The 18,312-nt window shown below is 64.6% G+C and carries 24 protein-coding genes; 9 read left to right on the plus strand and 15 right to left on the minus strand.

Going from position 1 to position 18,312, the window contains the following annotated elements; all coding sequences use genetic code 11:
• The first annotated feature begins 141 nt into the window (after positions 1-141).
• Genes E3T49_RS02655 through E3T49_RS02665 form a run of 3 tightly spaced genes read left to right on the plus strand, consistent with a single transcriptional unit; the run spans position 142 to position 2,080 of the window.
• A complete protein-coding gene (locus E3T49_RS02655) occupies positions 142-774 on the plus strand; it encodes an NAD(P)-dependent oxidoreductase (RefSeq protein WP_134423225.1) in 633 nt (210 codons plus the stop codon).
• Positions 771-1,226, plus strand: coding sequence for a MarR family winged helix-turn-helix transcriptional regulator (locus E3T49_RS02660; protein ID WP_134423227.1), 456 nt, complete (start codon positions 771-773; stop codon positions 1,224-1,226). Before E3T49_RS02655 ends, E3T49_RS02660 begins: the two co-directional genes overlap by 4 nt.
• Complete coding sequence (locus E3T49_RS02665) at positions 1,226-2,080, plus strand: SDR family oxidoreductase (RefSeq protein WP_134423229.1); 855 nt, start codon at positions 1,226-1,228, stop codon at positions 2,078-2,080. The genes E3T49_RS02660 and E3T49_RS02665 overlap by 1 nt, the downstream gene beginning before the upstream one ends.
• Before the next feature lie 220 nt (positions 2,081-2,300).
• Here E3T49_RS02665 and E3T49_RS02675 read toward each other — a convergent pair whose 3' ends face one another.
• Together E3T49_RS02675 and E3T49_RS02680 are read right to left on the minus strand one after the other, a co-directional pair.
• On the minus strand, positions 2,301-3,200 hold the full coding sequence (locus E3T49_RS02675; protein WP_134423233.1) for a DNA-3-methyladenine glycosylase family protein: 900 nt from the start codon (positions 3,198-3,200) through the stop codon (positions 2,301-2,303).
• Positions 3,197-3,586, minus strand: a complete 390-nt coding sequence (locus tag E3T49_RS02680; protein ID WP_134423235.1) for a DUF6958 family protein — start codon at positions 3,584-3,586, stop codon at positions 3,197-3,199. Before E3T49_RS02680 ends, E3T49_RS02675 begins: the two co-directional genes overlap by 4 nt.
• A 74-nt stretch (positions 3,587-3,660) precedes the next feature.
• Between E3T49_RS02680 and E3T49_RS02685 the strand changes: the two genes are divergently transcribed.
• Positions 3,661-3,864: a helix-turn-helix domain-containing protein gene (locus E3T49_RS02685; RefSeq protein ID WP_134423237.1), complete on the plus strand. Its 204-nt coding sequence runs from the start codon at positions 3,661-3,663 to the stop codon at positions 3,862-3,864.
• Between the two features lie 149 nt (positions 3,865-4,013).
• Here E3T49_RS02685 and E3T49_RS02690 read toward each other — a convergent pair whose 3' ends face one another.
• The 7 genes from E3T49_RS02690 to E3T49_RS02725 all read right to left on the minus strand — a co-directional run bounded on the left by E3T49_RS02690 (position 4,014) and on the right by E3T49_RS02725 (position 8,543).
• Positions 4,014-4,448, minus strand: coding sequence for a nitroreductase/quinone reductase family protein (locus E3T49_RS02690; protein WP_134423239.1), 435 nt, complete (start codon positions 4,446-4,448; stop codon positions 4,014-4,016).
• A 312-nt stretch (positions 4,449-4,760) separates the two neighbouring features.
• Complete coding sequence (locus E3T49_RS16080) at positions 4,761-4,943, minus strand: DUF1905 domain-containing protein (protein ID WP_166785449.1); 183 nt, start codon at positions 4,941-4,943, stop codon at positions 4,761-4,763.
• Between the two features lie 588 nt (positions 4,944-5,531).
• The gene (locus E3T49_RS02700; RefSeq protein WP_134423243.1) at positions 5,532-5,786 is read right to left on the minus strand and encodes a helix-turn-helix transcriptional regulator; all 255 of its coding nucleotides are present in this window, start codon (positions 5,784-5,786) and stop codon (positions 5,532-5,534) included.
• Entirely contained in the window at positions 5,786-6,205 is a 420-nt protein-coding gene (locus E3T49_RS02705) for a hypothetical protein (RefSeq protein ID WP_134423245.1), read from the minus strand. Before E3T49_RS02705 ends, E3T49_RS02700 begins: the two co-directional genes overlap by 1 nt.
• Before the next feature lie 400 nt (positions 6,206-6,605).
• Positions 6,606-7,301, minus strand: coding sequence for a cation diffusion facilitator family transporter (locus E3T49_RS02715; RefSeq protein WP_134423247.1), 696 nt, complete (start codon positions 7,299-7,301; stop codon positions 6,606-6,608).
• On the minus strand, positions 7,298-7,654 hold the full coding sequence (cmtR, locus tag E3T49_RS02720) for a Cd(II)/Pb(II)-sensing metalloregulatory transcriptional regulator CmtR (protein WP_134423249.1): 357 nt from the start codon (positions 7,652-7,654) through the stop codon (positions 7,298-7,300). Before cmtR ends, E3T49_RS02715 begins: the two co-directional genes overlap by 4 nt.
• A 457-nt stretch (positions 7,655-8,111) precedes the next feature.
• The gene (locus E3T49_RS02725) at positions 8,112-8,543 is read right to left on the minus strand and encodes an SRPBCC family protein (RefSeq protein WP_134423251.1); all 432 of its coding nucleotides are present in this window, start codon (positions 8,541-8,543) and stop codon (positions 8,112-8,114) included.
• 314 nt (positions 8,544-8,857) lie between these two features.
• Between E3T49_RS02725 and E3T49_RS02730 the strand changes: the two genes are divergently transcribed.
• Complete coding sequence (locus E3T49_RS02730; protein WP_134423253.1) at positions 8,858-10,597, plus strand: FAD-binding protein; 1,740 nt, start codon at positions 8,858-8,860, stop codon at positions 10,595-10,597.
• A 487-nt stretch (positions 10,598-11,084) separates the two neighbouring features.
• On the opposite strand, the gene E3T49_RS02735 is transcribed toward E3T49_RS02730, so the two are convergent.
• Complete coding sequence (locus E3T49_RS02735) at positions 11,085-11,417, minus strand: cupin domain-containing protein (RefSeq protein WP_134423255.1); 333 nt, start codon at positions 11,415-11,417, stop codon at positions 11,085-11,087.
• A 298-nt stretch (positions 11,418-11,715) separates the two neighbouring features.
• Between E3T49_RS02735 and E3T49_RS16085 the strand changes: the two genes are divergently transcribed.
• Genes E3T49_RS16085 through E3T49_RS02750 form a run of 4 tightly spaced genes read left to right on the plus strand, consistent with a single transcriptional unit; the run spans position 11,716 to position 14,137 of the window.
• Positions 11,716-11,889: a hypothetical protein gene (locus E3T49_RS16085; protein WP_166785450.1), complete on the plus strand. Its 174-nt coding sequence runs from the start codon at positions 11,716-11,718 to the stop codon at positions 11,887-11,889.
• On the plus strand, positions 11,882-12,082 hold the full coding sequence (locus E3T49_RS02740) for a helix-turn-helix domain-containing protein (protein WP_241972599.1): 201 nt from the start codon (positions 11,882-11,884) through the stop codon (positions 12,080-12,082). Before E3T49_RS16085 ends, E3T49_RS02740 begins: the two co-directional genes overlap by 8 nt.
• Before the next feature lie 55 nt (positions 12,083-12,137).
• A complete protein-coding gene (locus E3T49_RS02745; protein WP_134423257.1) occupies positions 12,138-12,848 on the plus strand; it encodes a haloacid dehalogenase type II in 711 nt (236 codons plus the stop codon).
• Complete coding sequence (locus E3T49_RS02750) at positions 12,845-14,137, plus strand: bifunctional alpha/beta hydrolase/OsmC family protein (RefSeq protein WP_134423259.1); 1,293 nt, start codon at positions 12,845-12,847, stop codon at positions 14,135-14,137. Before E3T49_RS02745 ends, E3T49_RS02750 begins: the two co-directional genes overlap by 4 nt.
• 98 nt (positions 14,138-14,235) lie before the next feature.
• Here the strand turns inward: E3T49_RS02750 and E3T49_RS02755 are convergent, their stop codons facing one another.
• From E3T49_RS02755 to E3T49_RS02775, 5 genes are read right to left on the minus strand one after another with little or no spacing between them, the layout of a single operon-like run.
• Complete coding sequence (locus E3T49_RS02755) at positions 14,236-15,282, minus strand: Rv1681 family radical SAM protein (RefSeq protein ID WP_420898523.1); 1,047 nt, start codon at positions 15,280-15,282, stop codon at positions 14,236-14,238.
• Positions 15,276-16,088 (minus strand): Rv1680 family SBP-like protein, encoded by an 813-nt coding sequence (locus E3T49_RS02760; RefSeq protein WP_134423261.1) that lies wholly within the window; start codon positions 16,086-16,088, stop codon positions 15,276-15,278. Before E3T49_RS02760 ends, E3T49_RS02755 begins: the two co-directional genes overlap by 7 nt.
• A complete protein-coding gene (fadE16, locus tag E3T49_RS02765) occupies positions 16,085-17,260 on the minus strand; it encodes an Rv1679 family acyl-CoA dehydrogenase (RefSeq protein WP_198414207.1) in 1,176 nt (391 codons plus the stop codon). The genes E3T49_RS02760 and fadE16 overlap by 4 nt, the downstream gene beginning before the upstream one ends.
• The gene (locus tag E3T49_RS02770; protein ID WP_134423263.1) at positions 17,257-17,658 is read right to left on the minus strand and encodes an Rv1678 family membrane protein; all 402 of its coding nucleotides are present in this window, start codon (positions 17,656-17,658) and stop codon (positions 17,257-17,259) included. Before E3T49_RS02770 ends, fadE16 begins: the two co-directional genes overlap by 4 nt.
• Positions 17,655-18,170 (minus strand): DoxX family protein, encoded by a 516-nt coding sequence (locus E3T49_RS02775; RefSeq protein ID WP_198414208.1) that lies wholly within the window; start codon positions 18,168-18,170, stop codon positions 17,655-17,657. The genes E3T49_RS02770 and E3T49_RS02775 overlap by 4 nt, the downstream gene beginning before the upstream one ends.
• Positions 18,171-18,312 lie beyond the last annotated feature (142 nt).

Consider the following 18,312-nt stretch of genomic DNA (forward strand, 5'->3'; position numbering starts at 1 on the left):
TTCCATTTGGTGTGGACCGACTGGGATACGTGCAGGTACTCACGGTGCTCGGGGAACTCACGCCGTCAAACGTCGGGCTTGGTCGTACCACTTCGTAGGCGTAGTACCGGGTCATAAAGTTTAGCAACTAAACTAAATGGTATGACAGTGATTGCTTTGTTCGGTGCAACCGGCAGGACCGGGCGTCGCGTGCTGACACGTGCTCTTGCCGCGGGATTTGAGGTGCGGGCTCTGGTGCGTGATCCGGCCAGGCTTGCAACGACGTCGCCGGCTCTGACGGTTATTCGCGGTGACGTGTTGGATTCGGCTGCTGTGGATCAGACGGTGGCGGGCTCAAACGTCGTGCTCAGCCTGTTCGGGCAGGTGAAAGGTTCGCCGCCGACGCTGCAGGCCGAGGGCACCCAACTCATCGTGGATGCCATGGGGCGGCACGACGTGAAGCGGATCGTCACCCTGTCCGGCGGCGGTCTATCCGCTCCATCAGACCGACCTGGTCCCGCCGATCTCATCATCAGGTTCTTGCTGAAGACCCTGTCCGGGCATGTACTCGCCGACGCAGAGCAGCACCTTCGGGTGCTCACGGCGTCCGGGCTGGAATGGACGGTCGTCCGTGGTCCGCGGCTGACCGAGAAAGCGGGCACCGGCACGTACCGGGTGGGCTGGGTGGGTGTTGATGCCAGCACCCAGATCAGTCGAGATGATCTCGCAGACTTCATCCTCACCCAGGCGAAAGACCGCACCTTCATCGGGCAGATGCCGTTCATCAGCGCATGACACAATCCGCGCCCGTGCTCACATCTCACCGGTCGAGTCAGGTGGGGGAGGTGTTGGCGGCGGTCATTCGGTTGTCACGGTCGCTGGCGAACCCGCGGTCAACTCCGTTCGGCAGCACGGTCCTTACTCGCACCCAGCTGGATGTCCTCTTCTTCCTCGCTCACGCGCCGGACTCTGTAACACCGGGTCAGCTCGCCGCACTGTTGCAGGTCACCCCAGGTGCCGTCACGCAACTCGTGGACCAGCTTCGTGAGCATGACATGGTGGAGCAGTTCGCTTCCGACCAGGATGGACGGGTGCGGCTCCTTCGGCTCACCACCTCTGCGCGCTCCCAGGTCGAGACGTTCGAGAGCATTGCTATTCAACGCTGCGCGCCCTGGTTTGACACGCTGACGGACGAGGCACTGACCGACCTTGCCGGGCTGCTCGCGCAGGTGAAAGGCGGCTCCTGATGGGTGCGGTCTTCGTGACCGGGGCGACCGGAACGGTCGGCTCGGCCGTGATGGAACATCTGCTCCGGCTCGGGCAACCCGTGATCGCCGGCATCCGCGATCAATCCGATTCCGTCCGGATCCCACACCCGGCAGTAACCCGGCAATTCTCTTTCAACGCCGACCCCGCGCAGCTGGACGACGTTTTGGAGGGAGCGGACCGCCTCTTCTTGATGCGACCGCCGGCGATCGCCGACGTGCAGCGGACATTGTTCCCGGTGATCGACGCGGCCAACCGACGCGGGATTCGGCAGATCGCCTTCCTGTCCCTGCAGGGCGTGCAAGCCAACCGCAAGACACCCCACCACGCGGTTGAGCGGTACCTGCGGGAGACTCGGAGCCCGTACACGCTTCTACGCCCGAACTTTTTCATGCAGAACCTCGCCACCACCTATGCCGGCCCGATCCGGGAACGCGGTGAGATCTTCGTTCCCGCGGGACGGTCGAGAACCGCTTTCATCGATGCGCGCGACGTCGGGCAGGTCGCCGCCACGACCCTGTCCCAGCCCGGCCACGTCGGAAAGAAGTACACCCTCTCCGGCGAGCAGAGCCTCACCTACCGAGAGGTCGCCACGATCCTGACCGACGTGCTCGGCCGACCGATCAGGTACGCCAGGCCCAGCGAAGACCAGTACCTCGCTCAGCTGGCTGCGGAGAACCTCCCCGAGGATTACATCGCGGTGCAGAAGATGATCCACCGCGTGGTGCGGCTGAATATCTCCGCGGTCCCGAACCACTCGATCCGCAAGCTGACCGGACAACCGGCCATCACCCTCCGTCAGTTCGCCCTCGACAACAGGTCGGTGTGGGGGTGATCGAATGGAGTCGAGAAACCCGTTTCCTTCTGAACCATTGCCTCCCACCGAGAGACGGCTTCCTGCAACGGCCCGATGGCCAAGCCCTGGACAAGAGCCGCGCGCGAAGGAAAATGGTGGATCAGTCCGCCCTTTGACACTCGCGCAGCGGCGTTGAGGAAAAGTGACCGACAATCCATGCAATTTTTCTATATGAAAACCGACCGGTCGGTCTGACGCGCTAGCGGCTACGGATGGGGTTGACGGGGGTACGCGGTGCTCGGCGGGGCGGTCTGCTGCCGCTGGCGAAAGCGAGGCGGATGACGCGGTAACGGTGGGGACGGTATGGCTCCAGCAGCTGAAGCATCCGCTCGTCGTCGCCGCGCCGTTCGCCGGCGAGGAGCCAGGTGACCAGGGACGGGATCCCGGCATCGCCCGTGATGACGGTGTCCGCTGATCCCCAGGTGAATGTCGACAGGCAACTCCGTGTCCAGGGACCGACGCCGCGCACCATCCCCAGGCCAGTGAGAGTGGTTTCCTGGTCCGGCCACGGTGCTTGGTGCATGCGGTAGGCGAAGCGCGCCGCCGCGATGAGGTTCTCCGCTCGCTGGCGTTCGATGCCGAACCGATGCAGCCGGTCATAGGTCAGCCGGCCGATGACGGCGGGCGAGGGCGGAATATTCAGGTCTGCCGACCCTGGGGCGGGGGAGCCGAGGGTGTTGACCAGTTGGGACCATGAGGCTGCGGCTTCGCCGCGGGTGACTCTTTGCTGCACGATAAACCACGCAAGGTCGTGCCACAGGGTGCCGGAAGCGGTGACCCGGTCGCCTTGGTGGCGGCGCCACAGGGTTCGTAGCGGGTCGGTCGTGGGGGCGAAGCCGGTGACATCGTCGAGCAGGCCGAGCATCGCGGGGGCCTGGCGCTGCAGCCACCCGGCCCCGTCGCCGTGGGTGCGCACGAGAGCCTCGGGCCGGGCAGGGTCCCAGGTGACGGCGATCGTCCCCGGCCCCTCAGGAGTGAGGGTGGCCCGCTCGAACAGACCAGGGGAGAGCCGAACAGTGGGGTCGCGGGCCAGCATGAGGAACGGTGCGAGGGAGGTGGCGAGGTTCACGTCTCCCGTGGGCAGGGTCAGGTCGGTCATGGGGAGGGTGCGTTCACGAGGCGGATGCGTTGTGGGCTGGTGCCTGGTACTCGTTCGACGAGTCCACGTGCTTCCAGGTCGACCTTGGTGTACGTGCAGTAGTTGCGCAGTCGACCTTTGGGAAAGGCGCTGTGTTCGCCGAGGTGGTCCTGGGTGGATGCCACCAGGTCTTTCAGCAGGACGGTGCCGTCGGAGCGGTCCGGGGTGGCGAGGACCGCCAGGATGTGTGTGCGCACCAGTTCGTACTGCTGCAGGTCCATGGTCCAGCCGTCCAGGCCGCCGGGGCGGGTGGCGTTGAAGATCTCCACCCGGCCGCGTTCACGGGCGAGATCGTCAGCCAGCCAGGCACTATCCGGGACCGGGGCGGAGTGGGGGTCGGAGCTCATAGTTCATCATTTACGCACTCTCGCCTGTACGACAACAGGATCCAGGAATGTGCCCCGGGAAAGGCTTCCCAGCGATGCCATTCACGAACGTCCATGGGCGCAGATTCGGCGTCGATTCGCCTAAGTTTAAGAGTCTCTGGGGGTGGCGTTTGGGAACGTCGACAGGGCTCGGTTTTGAGCCTGTACTGACGACAAGCGAACTCGCCGAGTATCTCGGCGTGCAGGTGCAGGCCATCTATGACCTGCGTACCGACGGTCGCGGTCCGTCCGGCATTTGAGTTGGACGGGAGATCCGCTATCGAGTCTCCGACGTGCGCCGATGGCTGGACGGCCTCCACGAGCCCGAATTATCCTTGAGCAGTCGAGGGGGCGAGCACTGATGGTCGGACGACCACGACTTCCGATCAGCACGTTCGGTGCCATCAACTCACGTCACCGGCTCGAGGACCACCACGGCCGTCTCTGTTGGGCGACGACGGGCGTATCCGTCGAGGTCCTTGTCCAGAGAACGCCACCGGTCCCACAGCCGGTCCCGTTCCGCACCGGTTGCGGCGTGGGCGACGACCTGGCGGGTCCCGTCGGAGAGCTGGACCCAAGCTTTCGGATGCGTCTGGAGGTTCAGCCACCATGCGGGCTCCGCTTCGCCCCAGCCGTTCATCGCCATGGTCACCAGGTTCGGACCGTCCTCGTAGTACCCGACGATCACGGATCGCTCCTGGCCGCTACGACGCCCGATCGTAGTCAGCCTCAGTGCGCCCCAGGTCTTGTCGCGCGGCCGCCACAGGCCGCGGCGCCCCCCGGTGACCCGGACCAGGGCCCGGTGCGCCTTCCAGAAAAGTACGATGAACCATCGGGGCTGCAAGCGCGGCGTCCGCCTGCTCGCTCCCGGATAGTTGCCGCTGATCTCCAATTCGTTGGCCGCCTTTCGTCGAGTGTTCCCGCTCTCCCTGGTCGCTTCATAAGAATCGGACCTGCTGCGCGTGACTGTAGACCCCGCTTCCGTGCGGTGAAAGTGTCTTGTGTCCCAGCCGCAGTGGCCGAAAAACGGGCTCGATCCTCGCGACAGGCCGGTCGTTCGTGTGTATGCCGGGGATGCAGCAATGGAACCTGACCGGTCGTCGACGGATGTCTGTGGCCGGCCATCGGCCCGTCCGGGCCCGGTCTGCGGCTGAGCTCAGAGCAGGAGCTTCAACACGATCGTGACCGGGTCTCCGGCGCCGACCCCCTCGGCCTGACGGATCGCCTTCTTCACGAAGAGGATGAACGTACCATCGTCGCTGTTGAAGAAAAGCGATGTCGCCCAGTGCGATTCGTTGATGGCCACCGCGATTTTCACCGATCCGAAGCCAAGTACCACGCCCGGTCCGCTACTTACCGGCAGTGGGCCCGTGACCTTCCGCGGGTTGGCCCGCCTCAAGAATGGCGCTCTTGCGCCGTCCCCAGCGGATGAAAAGCCCCAGAGCCACGACGACCCCAACCACAACGAGAACCTGGAGAACCACCCAGAAGTTCCACCAAAAAAGAGCACTGAATTCCATGTCGACCACCCCTCGATTCGCGGACACCTGAGGGCCCTACGTAGCGCGAGCCTACGACCGCGTGGTCGGTCGGGGCAACACGCCGTCGATTGCCTGGCCAAGAGGGAACATCCGGAGCAGCTCGCAAGACGAACCCCGAACGCGATTGTGCACTGCCCGGCAGAGCACAAACCGAAGCCTCCGGGACATCCGGTCAACGAGTTCGGGATGTCCAAGCCGCCGCCCGGCTGACGCCCCGGCGCGCAGGGTGGAATCTGAACGGCGCTGGCCGCAGGCCGGGACCGGCCGTCGGCAGGTTCCTCGGGTGCGGCGGAGCTCGTCGACCAGGGCAAGCATGGGGCGTCGCAGCGGTTGCCCTCGTCCAGGCCGACGGTTGACCGCTGTCCCGGGATCTCACTGAGAAGGAGTCAAGAAACTCCGCCGGCGGGCGGCAGCGCGGCGGCCGCGCCGCTGGGGTAATGGAAGACATCCTCCAGCCCCACATCGAAAACCCGGGCGATCTTGAAGGCGACCTCGAGGGAAGGGGAGTACTTCTCCAGCTCGATGGCATTGACCGTCTGCCTGGTCACGCCGATACGGGTGGCCAGCTCGCGTTGGCTCATCTCTCCCGCCCGGGCCCGGAGGTCCGCGATCCTATTGGACACGCGCGTCGGTTTCGTCATCAGGCGCTGCGCCGGTAGAGGACCAACTTGCTGACACCCTCGGTCAACTCCGCCAGCACGAGGCCGCCGAGCAGGACCTGGGCGATCCAGAATGTGTCTGCCTCCACCATGGCAAGGGTGAGCCCACAGACGCAGCCGACGGCGAGGACATACCCCGCGATCCGGCCGCCACGAAGCCCGATGCTCCGGTCTCGCTCGTCGTTTGCGTCGGCGTCCGCCGGAGCCGTCGCCGCGATCACCGCGTGCGCCACCGCTGTCAGGACCACCAGAGCAACGACCACGGGGACCATCAGGCCCTTGTAGGTGACATCGCGGAGCGGTGAGCGGGAGACCTCGCCGAGCACGAGGGCGAAATAGCATCCGAAGACCGCGAGCAGGATCCCCGTCATCGCCAGAGTGCTTTTCTCTTGGAAGCTCATGCTGCCAACCGCCATTCGTGTCAATAATCTTTGACTTTGAGAATAGCGGCGCGAGCCCGACGAGTCAATAATTCTTTACATAGTGCGGAGCCCGTACCTGATTGTGCGCACCTAGGCAGGTCGGAAATTATAGGGCCGCGGGGCATGGGAACGCGACAGCGCCCACCGTCCCGCACGGCATCTTCACGCGGTGCAAATTCAGTGCGGGAGGGGCACTAACCGGCGGCTAATGTCTCGATGACGTTGAGGTCGCGCACACAGAACTGATGGTGCTCGAACTCCTCAGAGAACACCGTGCCTAGGCATTGCCGCAGCCAGGAGGACGGCGGCGGCAACGCTGATGTTGATCTTGGTGATGGTCTTCACGGGGCCGGTGCTTTCTCTCTGGGCCGAAAATGGCCTAGCTGCGTCGGTCGCTGACGCTGTTTTCGTGTTGCTCGTCGTTGTCATCGTCATCCTCAACCATTTCGCTGAGAACTTCGAATGGTGACTCGACGTCACCGCGCCACGCTTCGAAACCTTCCCGGATCGCGAGAACAGCAACGACGAGGGCCGCGATGGAATCGGCCCACTCCCATCCGAACAGGCTGTTGAGCAGCAGACCGATAAGAACGGTGCCGGAGAGGTAGATGCACAGCACGAGTTGCTTGGCGTCGGCCATGACGCTCTTGGAGCCGAGTTCGCGGCCGGTTCGGAACTCGAACCAGGCCAGCAGGGGCATGACCAGCAAGCTGAGGGTCGCAATGCCGATACCGAGCGGGCTGTGGTCCACGTCCTGAGCCCCGGTGAGCGAGAGAACGGAGTCGGTGATGACGTACGCGGCTAGGGCGAAGAACGCGATCCCGATCGCGCGCACGGTCGCTTTTTCCCAACGCTCCGGGTCCTTGCGGGTGAACTGCCACGCTATGGCTAGAGCCGAGAGCACTTCCACGATGGAATCGAGACCAAACCCGATCAGTGCAGCGGAGGATGCCAGCGTGCCGGCCCAGATTGCCACGACCGCTTCGATCACGTTGTAGGTGATCGTGAAGGCGACGATGAATCGTACTCGGCGGTGCAGGACCGCTCGGCGGGCGTCGGTTACTGTGACGGTCATCGGGTCGTCTCCGCGGAGCATCCGGCGATCGAGCAGGCCGGGTCGACGCAGGCTGCGCTTTCGTCAACGGCCAGCGTCACGTCCACCAGCGCTGTCAGCGCCCGCCCCAGGTGAGGGTCTGCGATTTCGTAGCGAGTCTGGCGCCCCTCAGGTGCCGCCACAACGATGCCACAATCTCGCAGGCACGTGAGGTGGTTGGACACGTTTGAACGGCTAAGGCCGAGGTCGCGGGACAGCGCGGCCGGGTAACTCGGCCCGTCCAACAGGGTCATGAGAATGCGCGAGCGAGTCGGGTCCGCCATTGCACGACCAAGCCGGTTCATCACATCGATACGAGTAGCAATAGTCAGCATGTGATGACTATACATCGCACGCTGTATTGAGCAGGTCCCAGAATCAGCCAGATGTGTGAGGAGCGCCTTCCCTTGCTTAAGGCAACTGCAGTGAAACAGTTCAGCGTCCTGGCTACGTTGTTGGATCCCGAGCCAGAAAGCAATTCCATGCGCCGCTTACCCTGAAAGCACCCGGCGCTGCGCTATCGCCTCAAGCAGCTGGGCGAATACAAATGCGCAACGGACCGTTGCACAGTTACCGTGCTTCCTCGACGAACACCTGGGCACGTCTGCTGCGGCGTTGAGGGTTACTGTCCGATACGGGATCGCTGCGGCCACCACTCGTCGGATCGTCGACAGGCAATCACTGTCCGGCGGCATGAGCCTGTGAGGCTGTCATCTATCCACCTCGCCGGTTGTGCAGGCGTGTACTGATATCTGCGCAATCGTGAATGGAAAATGACAACCCGAAGCCGGGCTACGCGTTGCGCATCGCCCGGGGCAGGTTCTGAATTGCGGCGACCTCCGCGGCCACTTGCGCTTCAATCATCCCTCGCACAAACTTCATCACGCCTTGTGGCTCAAGCTCGATCTTAAATAGGACCCGGCATGAGGCAGATGAGACAGTGGTGATCGTGAACGACCCTCGAGGCCGGGCCGGTCCGGCGGTGACCTCGAACTCAAGCAGGGTCGGTTCCTTAGACGTGACCACGCGGTAGTTCGCACGCATTGTTCTTCCACCCGGACCGGTGAGAAGCTGCTCGAACTCAGCGCCCACTCCCCGTCCACGAACGTGACGGATCGCGTGCACGCCGCTTCGCCACTTGACGTTATTGGTGCCGTCTGCCAGAAAAGCGAAGACATCCTCTGCCGAACGCGGCACCTCAACGCTGGACTCTGATCGAATCATCGAGTTCCTTCCTCAAGCTGATCGCAGGACCCGGCTGAACGGTACAGTACGCCGGCACCGTCGCGGTAGTCCGGCCGTGGCCATGGCCCACCGAAGCTCATTCCGGTTTACTCGCTTCCCGTGGAGATCCCTGACGGAGATTTCTGATGAACCTCGGACTTCGTGAGGTCCCAACTCACCCTGATCTTGGAGACGCTGGTCGCACGCAGCCAACCCCCGTGTGATCGGGGCGAATGCTCAGCGACGCGAGCTAACTTCGCTTAGAACGCCATGGTCGGTGTGGCTCCGTTCTATTTCCCCGGGAAGGCCTCCTCATGTCAGACGACACCCTCACAGGTCGCCGAATCTCTACCTCCGTGCTCGTCATCGGCACCGGCGGTTCGGGCCTCCGTGCCGCGATCGAGCTGTCCGAACGCGGAGTTGACGTTCTCGCCGTCGGTAAACGCCCAAAGAACGACGCGCACACATCGCTGGCGGCGGGCGGGATCAACGCGGCCCTGGCAACGATGGATGCCGAGGACAGCTGGCAGCAGCACGCTGCAGACACCATCCAGGAGAGCTACTTTCTCGCCAATCCTTACACGGCCGAGATAGTGACGAAGAACGCGGGCCGCGGCATCCAGGACCTCGAGCGATGGGGAATGCCCTTCGCGCGGGAGAGTGACGGGCGTATCAGTCAGCGTTACTTCGGCGCCCACAAATACCGTCGCACCGCCTTCGCAGGAGACTATACCGGGCTTGAAATCCAACGGACCCTTGTGGCCCGTGCCTCCCAGCTTGAGGTCCCCATCCTGGATTCGGTGTACATCACCCGCATCCTCGTGCGTGACAACGTGGTGTTCGGCGCCTATGGCTTCGACCTGCGCGACGGCAGCCGGGTGACGGTCATCGCCGACGCAGTCATCATTGCTGCCGGCGGACACAACCGCATCTGGCGCCGCACATCGAGCCGCCGGGACGAGAACACGGGCGATTCCTTCAAATTGGCAGTGGATGCCAGCGGTCGGCTGCGTGACGCCGAGCTGGTTCAGTTCCACCCAAGTGGCATCCTCGAACCAGAGAATGCCGCAGGCACCCTGATCAGCGAGGCCGCCAGAGGCGAGGGCGGGGTTCTGCGGAACGCACTCGGCGAGCGGTTCATGGCCAACTACGACCCCGAGCGCATGGAACTGTCCACCCGCGACAGGGTCGCCCTCGCCGCGTACACCGAGATCAAGGAGGGACGCGGCACCGCGAAGGGCGGCGTGCTGCTCGACATTTCCCACTTGCCCCGCGAGACAATCATGACGCGCCTGCCCCGCGTCTACCAGACCATGCTCGAATTGCAGGTACTCGACGTCACTACCACCGCCATCGAGATCGCTCCGACCGCGCACTACTCCATGGGCGGAGTGTGGGTGCGACCGGATGACCACTCCACCGATGTCGTCGGGATGTACGCTATCGGCGAGGCGTCCAGCGGGTTGCACGGAGCCAATCGGCTTGGCGGCAACTCGCTCATTGAGCTGCTCGTGTTCGGCAGGATTGTCGGCCAGGCTGCGGCCGAGTACAGCGCAGGTATCACCTCTCAGAATCGATCACAGGACGCCGTCCAGGCAGCCGAGCGGGAGGTGACTGACACTCTCGCCTCGGACGGACAGGAGAATGTGCGCGCCTTGCAGCGCGACATCCGCAACACCATGACGGATTTCGGCGGAGTGGTGCGCCACGAAGCGGGGCTACTGGAAGGACTGCGCCAGTTGGACGACCTCGACGATCGTCAGACCCGAATCGGAGTGCATCCGGATGTCGCGGGCTTCTCTGGCCTTGCACACGCATTCGACCTGCGTGCCTCCCTCATGGCCGCGCGCGCAACCCTCGCCTGTGCTCTGGAACGTCGGGAAAGTCGCGGCGCCCACAACCGAAGTGACTACCCGCACATGGATTCCGCCCTGCAGGTGAACCTGGTGTGGTCAGCCGACGGCTCGATCGCGCACGAGCAGATCCCGCCGGTGCGAGCCGAGATCGCGGCCCTCATGGGAGACGTCACCCAGGTCGGCAAGTTGCTCGAATAGAGGTACCCTCGTGGGCACGGAACTAGAGTCTTTCTGTGGCGGGAGTGAGTTGCTCGCCGATTGCAGACATGCCCTGGGGCCGGTGCGCCGGGTTCGGCCGTGAATGATGGCCCACCGGGTGCTGAACTCGGGTGCTTCACGGGGCCGGTTGTAATTGATGAACGAGTCGATGGCACCGACCCAGGCCAACGCTGGCCGACCTGGGCTCTGGAAGCGGGGGCTCACCGCTCGGACTTGAGGCGCGCACGGGAACCGGCGGTCCCGGGTTCAAGTCCCGGCCGCCCTACAGTGAATACGGTTTGATCAGGCTGTCTAGCTTTCGCCGAGTTCGAGTAGCGTTTGCTCAGGATTTCTTGTCGCGATTTCCAGGGCGATATGTTGCCTGGTCAACGTTCATGCACCGTAAATTCGGCCGCACCCTCCTGGGCTGGTCGCCAGTCGGCCACGGTACACGTTCCGGACTGCGACGCGGCGCGCACGAGGCGATCTAGCTCGTTTTGGCCACGGTCATTAGGACCGTGGAGTCCTCGACTGCTTCCAGGCTGTGGCGTGCGTCCGGAACGATCAGGAAATCACCGGTTCGCCCCTCCCAGACGTCGTCGCCGGCTTTCAGCCGCACGCGTCCGCTGAGAACATAGATCGTCGCTTCGCCCGGATTTTCGTGCTCGCTGAGGGAAACCCCGGTCAGCAATGCGATGACGGTTTGACGCATCACTCTTTCGTGGCCGCCGAAGACCGTCCCGGCGGCGCGACCACTTGTGCTGGCGGCGGCGGTCTTCAGATGTTCGCGGGCGAAGGCTTCGATCGAGATCTTTTGCATAGTTCCATTCTCACTGTCCTGGTCTGTCGACGACAGGTGGGACCGCTATTCGGCCGCGCGCTCACTACCCGGTTGGAGTAACCTGGAATGCCCTAGTGCACTCTCGGTTTGTGGCCATTTACTGACTCAATGTGCTTGATCTTGAGCTCGAAGCGGCTTGGGGCATCGATCAAATCGCCCGAGGTGTGCCTGTCACTGTGAATTGAGGGCGTTTCATCACACCTTCATACTCTCGGAGGCTGGAGCTTCACGCGCGATCTACCTGCTCACCGGGTATACCCGCGGAACCCTCGTCGGCTTGGCCGACGGCGCCATCTGGTGGGGTCTCGGACCGCTGGTGATGATGCCCCTGATGCTGGGGATGCCCCTCGGCGTCCTGGACACGACCAGCGTGTTCTCTCTGATGGGGCATCTGATCTACGGGGCTACTCTGGGGCTGACGGTCGTGCATATCCTCACGAGCCGTGCGTGAGAAATTGCGTGAGAAGTGCGGAGACGAGATGGGTGTGCACGAGCAGCTGGCCGGGCTGCTCGGCGCGACCCGGGAGGCGACCAGCAAGACCATGGCCGATTTCACCGCCCGTAACCTGATCCGGCAGGGCCGGGGACGCATTGTCATCCAGGATGCCTCCGCACTGCGCGTTGTCGCCCGGCGCACGGCGTGACCGACTAGCGAGGTTGCACGACCGGCACCACCCGCACTGACCAAAGGAACCCGTTATGACCAGCACGCCCTCAGTGATCGTGTTCGACGTCAACGAGACCCTCTCCGACATGTCCCCGCTGAGCACCCGGTTCGTGGAGGTCGGCGCTCCGGCCTCCCTGGCCCGGGTCTGGTTCGCCACGCTGCTGCGGGACGGTTTCGCCCTGGCCGCCGCGGGCGGCACCGCGAAATTCTCGATGATCGGATCCGAGATCCTGCGCGGGGTCCTCCGCGACGTCGCCCTGACCCGCGGCCTCGACGACGCGGTGCGCCACGTGATGGACGGCTTCGAAACGTTGAGCCTGCACCCGGACATCACCGACGGCATCCTCGAGCTGAAGCGGGCGGGGTTGCGCCTGGTGACGTTCTCCAACGGATCCGCGCGGGTGGCCGAGTCCCTCCTCACCCGGGCGGGTCTCCGCGGCGAATTCGAGGCCCTGCTCACGGTGGAAGACGCCCCGGCCTGGAAGCCGGTTCGCTCTGCCTACGAGTACGCCGCGGATGCCTGCGGCGTCCAGCCGTCCGACCTGCTCCTGGTGGCCGTGCACCCCTGGGACATCCATGGGGCAGCCCAGGCGGGCCTCCGCACCGCGTGGCTGAACCGCACCGATGAAACCTACCCCAGCTACTTCACGGCACCGGACCACACCATCACCGCCCTCGGCGAACTGGCCACCCGGCTCGCCCCCGACCCTCACACGATCAACAAGAGAACGGACAACGCATGATTAGGCACAGCGAGAGACTGGCATTCCCCGGCTCCCAGGGGTCGGCGTTGGCGGCGCGTCTGGACCTGCCGGAGTCGACGCCCCGGGCCTACGCACTGTTCGCGCACTGCTTCACGTGCAGCAAAGACGTGCTCGCGGCCGCCCGCATCTCCCGCGCCCTGACCGACTTCGGAATCGCGGTGCTCCGGTTCGACTTCACCGGCCTGGGCCAGTCCGGGGGAGACTTCGCCAACACCAACTTCAGTTCCAACATCGAGGATCTGGTGCACGCCGCCGATTATCTGCGTCAGCACTACGCGGCGCCAACTCTTCTAATCGGGCACTCGCTGGGCGGGGCCGCCGTGCTTGCCGTCACCCACCGCATCCCCGAGGTGCGGGCCGTGGCGACGATCGGGGCGCCGGCGGACCCCGATCATCTTTCGCACCTGTTGAGTGAGAGCCGCACCGAGATCGAGGCGTGCGGCGAAGCCGAGGTTGAACTCTCCGGCCGTACCTTCCGCATCCGTCGTCAGTTCCTCGACGATATCGCCGCCCAGCCTCAAGCCCAGCGCATTGGCAGCCTGGGCGCGGCCCTGCTCGTGATGCACTCTCCGACCGACGCCATCGTCGATGCCGACAACGCGCGGCGCATCTACGAGGCAGCCCGTCACCCCAAATCCTTCGTGGCGCTCGACGGGGCCGACCACCTGCTCACGAAGCCGGCGGACGCCGCCTACGCGGCCGCTATGCTCGCCACCTGGGCCGGCCGCTATGCATTCGCCGCGCTCCCGGAGCCGGCTACATCCTCCACGCCGGACGACCCGGCTGAAGGACTCGTCGTCGTGGCCGAGACCGGGACCGGGGCCTTCGCCCAGCAGATCAGGATCGGTCGGCACCGGCTGACCGCGGACGAGCCCGCTCCCATCGGTACCGACAGCGGCCCGTCGCCCTATGATTTCTTACTGGCCGGCCTGGGTGCCTGCACTTCGATGACGGTGCGGATGTATGCCCAGCGCAAGAAGTGGCCGCTGGAGAAGGTCACTGTTTCGCTGCGGCACTCCCGAATCCATGCGCAGGACTGCAGTAACTGCGAGACCGAAACCGGCCAGGTGGACCGCATCGAACGGGTCATCCGGTTCGACGGTGACCTCGACGACGAGCAGCGTCAGCGGTTGCGCGAAATTGCCGATAAATGCCCCGTGCACCGCACCCTGCACTCGGAAATCGTCATCGACACGACGGTCGCCGACGGCGATCGAGGTTCCACAGCAATCAGAGATGACTTGGATGTCGGAGTCCAGGCCGGGTAGCACTCCCGATCGCCGACCACGCACAGTGTCGGACCGGCATTGCGCCGCCCTGGTGTCCCGGGATGGTTGCCGGGCACTGGTCGGTCCAGCCGGGCTGTCTAGGCGCAGGGGAACCACTCCGCGGCGCGGTCGGCCGCGCGGCGGTGTTCGACGAACCGGCGGGTGATCTCTGCGATCGCGTCGGCAAGGGGAAAGATGTCGCGGGTCACGAACTGGTCGTCGTGATCGGCTGCGACTGGATGCCAGTACACACCGTCGGCTGTGATCGTTACCTCGGGGATCAGCGAGTCGACCGTGAGCTCGATGCCGGAGTCGGACACGCCGCGGTGCGCGAGCGCGCGAATAACCTGATCCTCGCGTGAGATTCCGAGGGTGTCGAGGAAGTCGTGGAATGGGTCGAGTTCGTGGATCTGATCGGCGGGGAGAGTGGCCGCGACCTTCACGCGGAACCCCTCATCGTGTGCGATGCGGATGCCGGTGACGGCCTTCGCCCACGACCCGGTTCCACGGTGACTGTCGTGGATGGCCGGAGTGGCTGAGTCGACGCTGACCTGGAGGGTGAGCCGGGACCGATCCATTCGGCGCAGGCGTTCGAGCCGTGCTCCGCGGAACAGCATTCCGTTGGTGAGCAGTGTCGTGGGGAGTTGGTCGGTGCACGAGTTCACGAGATCATCGAGGTCGTTCAGGAGGAAAGGCTCGCCTCCCGTGAGGATGAGTTCGCTGACGCCCGCGTCGGCGGCCTCACGGGCGATCTGCTGGAGCCGGTCGGCTCCGATCGCCCGCCGTTCTGCTTTCGGTGACGAGCGAACGCAACAGTAGTCGCAGGCGAGGTTACAGTCGAAGTTCGTGTAGACCCACACCCGCGATCCTGGTCGTTGCGAGGGGTCGAGTTGCGCGAGCGGGTCGGGAGTGCGCCCGTGACGAACGGTCACGGATAATTCCTCGGCCACGACGATTTCGTTGCCGCTCGCGGCACACCAAGCCGCAATGAGGTCCAGCGCGGCAGCAGGGTGTGCTTGCCGAAGTTCGACAGTCGCCGTTCCGCCAGTGGGTACACGCCTGATGCCTTCGATGAGGTCGAGCACGACGCCCATCGCGGTGCGTTCGGCCCCAGGGAGGCTCACAGGTGAGGTCGGGGTCACCATCTCGGGGCGATTCTCTGCTCGCTCACCGCTGCGACGAGGGACGCGTAGCCCTCGAGCCTCGGAGGCACCCAGGCCTGCAGTCCCTCCATCTCCATGATCGGACGATGCTGCGGATTCGTCCAATCCATGGCGAGCAGATTCGCGACCCATGGATCCGCGCGCTCAACCGTGAGCGAGGGCATCGCGGTGAAGGTGCAGTGGCTGTACTCGGGCGAAGTCCAGAACGATTCGAACGCCCCGGGCAGCAACTCGCCTCGCCCGATCGCCTGCCACGTGTTGACGCCGATCGCGGCGGCATCCGCGCGATCATCGAGGACGGCGCGCAGAGCGTCTAACTCACTTCGACCGGTGTCGCCGTGCTTTCCCACGTCGCTGTCGATCCGGGTGAGACTGACGTCTCCCTCGCTGAGGCCGGCCTCGCGCAGGAAGTGTATCGGCAGGATCGCCGCCTGTGCCGAATCACGCGATCCCAGAACCAGGCGGCGGCCCCGAAGGCTCTCGAGTGACGTGAATCCGCTCCCTGATCGAGCCACGAACACCGTCTTGAAGATGAGATCCGTGTCGCGCGATGCGAGTGCGCGGCAGGCGCCATCGGTCTGGGCGACGGTGCGCACCCAGGCGAGATTGGTGTTCCAGGCGAGATCGAGCGACCCGGAGATGAGAGCATCGACTTGTCTGCCGTAATTGGAGAACAGCACGAAGTCGATCGGTGTCGTGGTCTCGGCGAAGTAGTCCCGCAACCCTTCCCAGATCGGTACGACGTTGGGCGAGTAGGCGACCGAGCCGATGACGAGTGGAGCGGTCATGCTGCGGCCCCGGCCGTCTCGGACTGTGGGGCCCCGGAAGCCGCCTTCGGCGCATCGAAGAGGGGTCTGCCGGTGATCGCCCGACCGTAGAACTCGTAGAGCACGTCGGATGTCGGGGCCATCACGTGTCCCGCTCGAGCGTCGCGGAAGTAGCGGTCGATCTGCAGGTGCTCAGAGAACGCCGCCCCGCCGCAGACGCGCATGGCGACATCCGTGACACGCAGTGCAGCATCGTTTGACGATGCTTTGCTGCCGAGCACGAAGAGAGGCGTGTCATCTTCGGGAGCGGCGACCTTTCCCGCGGCCACGTCGAGATAGGCGCTCGCATTGGCGAGATCGATCGACATCTTCGCGAGCTGGGCCCGGATGGTCGGCAATGACGACAGGCTCTGATCGAGATGCTCGAGCCGCGCCCCCATCGTGTGCCGCACGGCGGCATCGACCGCTGCCCGGCTGAGACCGATCGATACGGCAGAGTTACCCAGGTTGAACCACGGCAACACATGCCCCATCATCAGGTCGAACCCCCCACCGGCCGCGCCTAAACGGAAGCCCTCGGTCGTGTCGACGTCGACGGTCATCGGGCTCGAGCAGTTCCCACGGAAGCCCATGCCCTTCCACGGGCGATCGATCGACAGGCCGGTCGACCCGGCGGCGATCGCGAAGAGGTCCACACCGTCCGCATCCGGTGTGCCCGTGGACATGACGTAGACGTCGGCGTGGCCGGCCGACGTGACCCAGCTCTTCTTCGCGGAAACCCGGATGCCCTCTGGTGTCGACGTCGCCCGCGAAACGGGCGCCCAGAAATGCGAGCGCGAACCCGCTTCGGAGAAGGCCAGCGAGGCAAGCGAGCGGCCGCTGGCGAGGTCGGCGAGCAGTCCCGGCATCCCCGTGGGCGGCGCTGCAGCGATCGGCATCGCGGCGCTCACGTGCATGAGGTAGATCATCGCGGTCGATCCGCAGGCGCCGGCGAGGGCGCCGGCCACCAGGACCAGCTCCCGAGGTCCTCGGCCCAGCCCGCCGACCTCGGTCGGAAGAGTCAGTCCGAGCAGTCCCGATGACCGCAGCGCGGCGACGGCTTCCTCGGGAAACCGGCCCTCAGCATCCACGTCGTGCGCATGTTTGCGGGCGATCTCCACAACGGGCTCCAGTTGTTTGACAACGTCGATCACGGTCTGCCTTTCGTCGGGTTGTGCGGCTGGGCTGGGGAAGGTGGTGAAAACGAGAGTGCGAGGAGTCCGATGCCCAGGCCGCCGGCCACCGCCATCGCAGAGGCGTCCCCGCCGAGAGGCCGGACCGAGAGGGCGAGCCCCACGAGCTGGAGGAGGGCGGCCCCCGTAAGCAGCGCCCCTGCAATCAATCGCAGCAGCCGGCTCCGGATGATGCCGCTCACGATCGAGAGAATGCCGCCGGCCACGAGGATGCTTGCGCCAACCGGTCCCATGTTCACGAATCGAAACTCAATCGGGAGCGAGGCGCCGAACACGAAACCGGCAAGGATGATCGCGGCGGCACCGATCACTATCGCCCCGCGGTCGTAGGCACTCGATGTGCCGGATACGACCGTCATGACACCCTCAGCATGAGCCGTGAGACGCGTCCGGAAGACGCAGACCACGCCGTGCGCAGGACCCCGTCGACTCCGTAGCAGCGCCCGGCTGCGGTCGCGAAGATCGCGAGATGAGCCAGCCCCATCAGGTAATACGACCACTGCCACTCATGGGGCGCGAACAGAACCGAGAGGGTGATCGCCAATGTTTGGCCGATACCGACGATGGCCCAGAATCGTGTCGCGAGGCCGATCAGCAGGAATGCGCCCAGCCCGCCCTCGATCAGAAGCGTGAACCATCCGAAGACCTCAATGTTCGGCAGCACGACCACGTCAACGAACGTTGAATACGGCGCAAACACCGGATGCGACACCGCCAGGCCGGCCCAGAAGAACAGGCCCTCGTTGTTCGCTCGGCCAAAGTCCGGGGGAATCTTCCACGCCACATTCTGGATCCACATGAGGGCGACGCCGCATCGGAGCGCAGCGATCATGATCCGCGAAGCGCGCGTCATCGCCGGGGTGTCGACCAATGCGCTTGCCGTTGTGGACATGGGTTCCTCTCGACAAAATTTAGTCAAGCCACATCAAGCGCCGAGCACAACGACGAAAACATTACGAGATCCTGACGGATCGGAGATCCGCCAGGATCCTGTTCGGTCGAGACTGACGCAT

It is taken from the genome of Cryobacterium cryoconiti (assembly GCF_004403065.1).
GTDB lineage: Bacteria > Actinomycetota > Actinomycetes > Actinomycetales > Microbacteriaceae > Cryobacterium > Cryobacterium cryoconiti.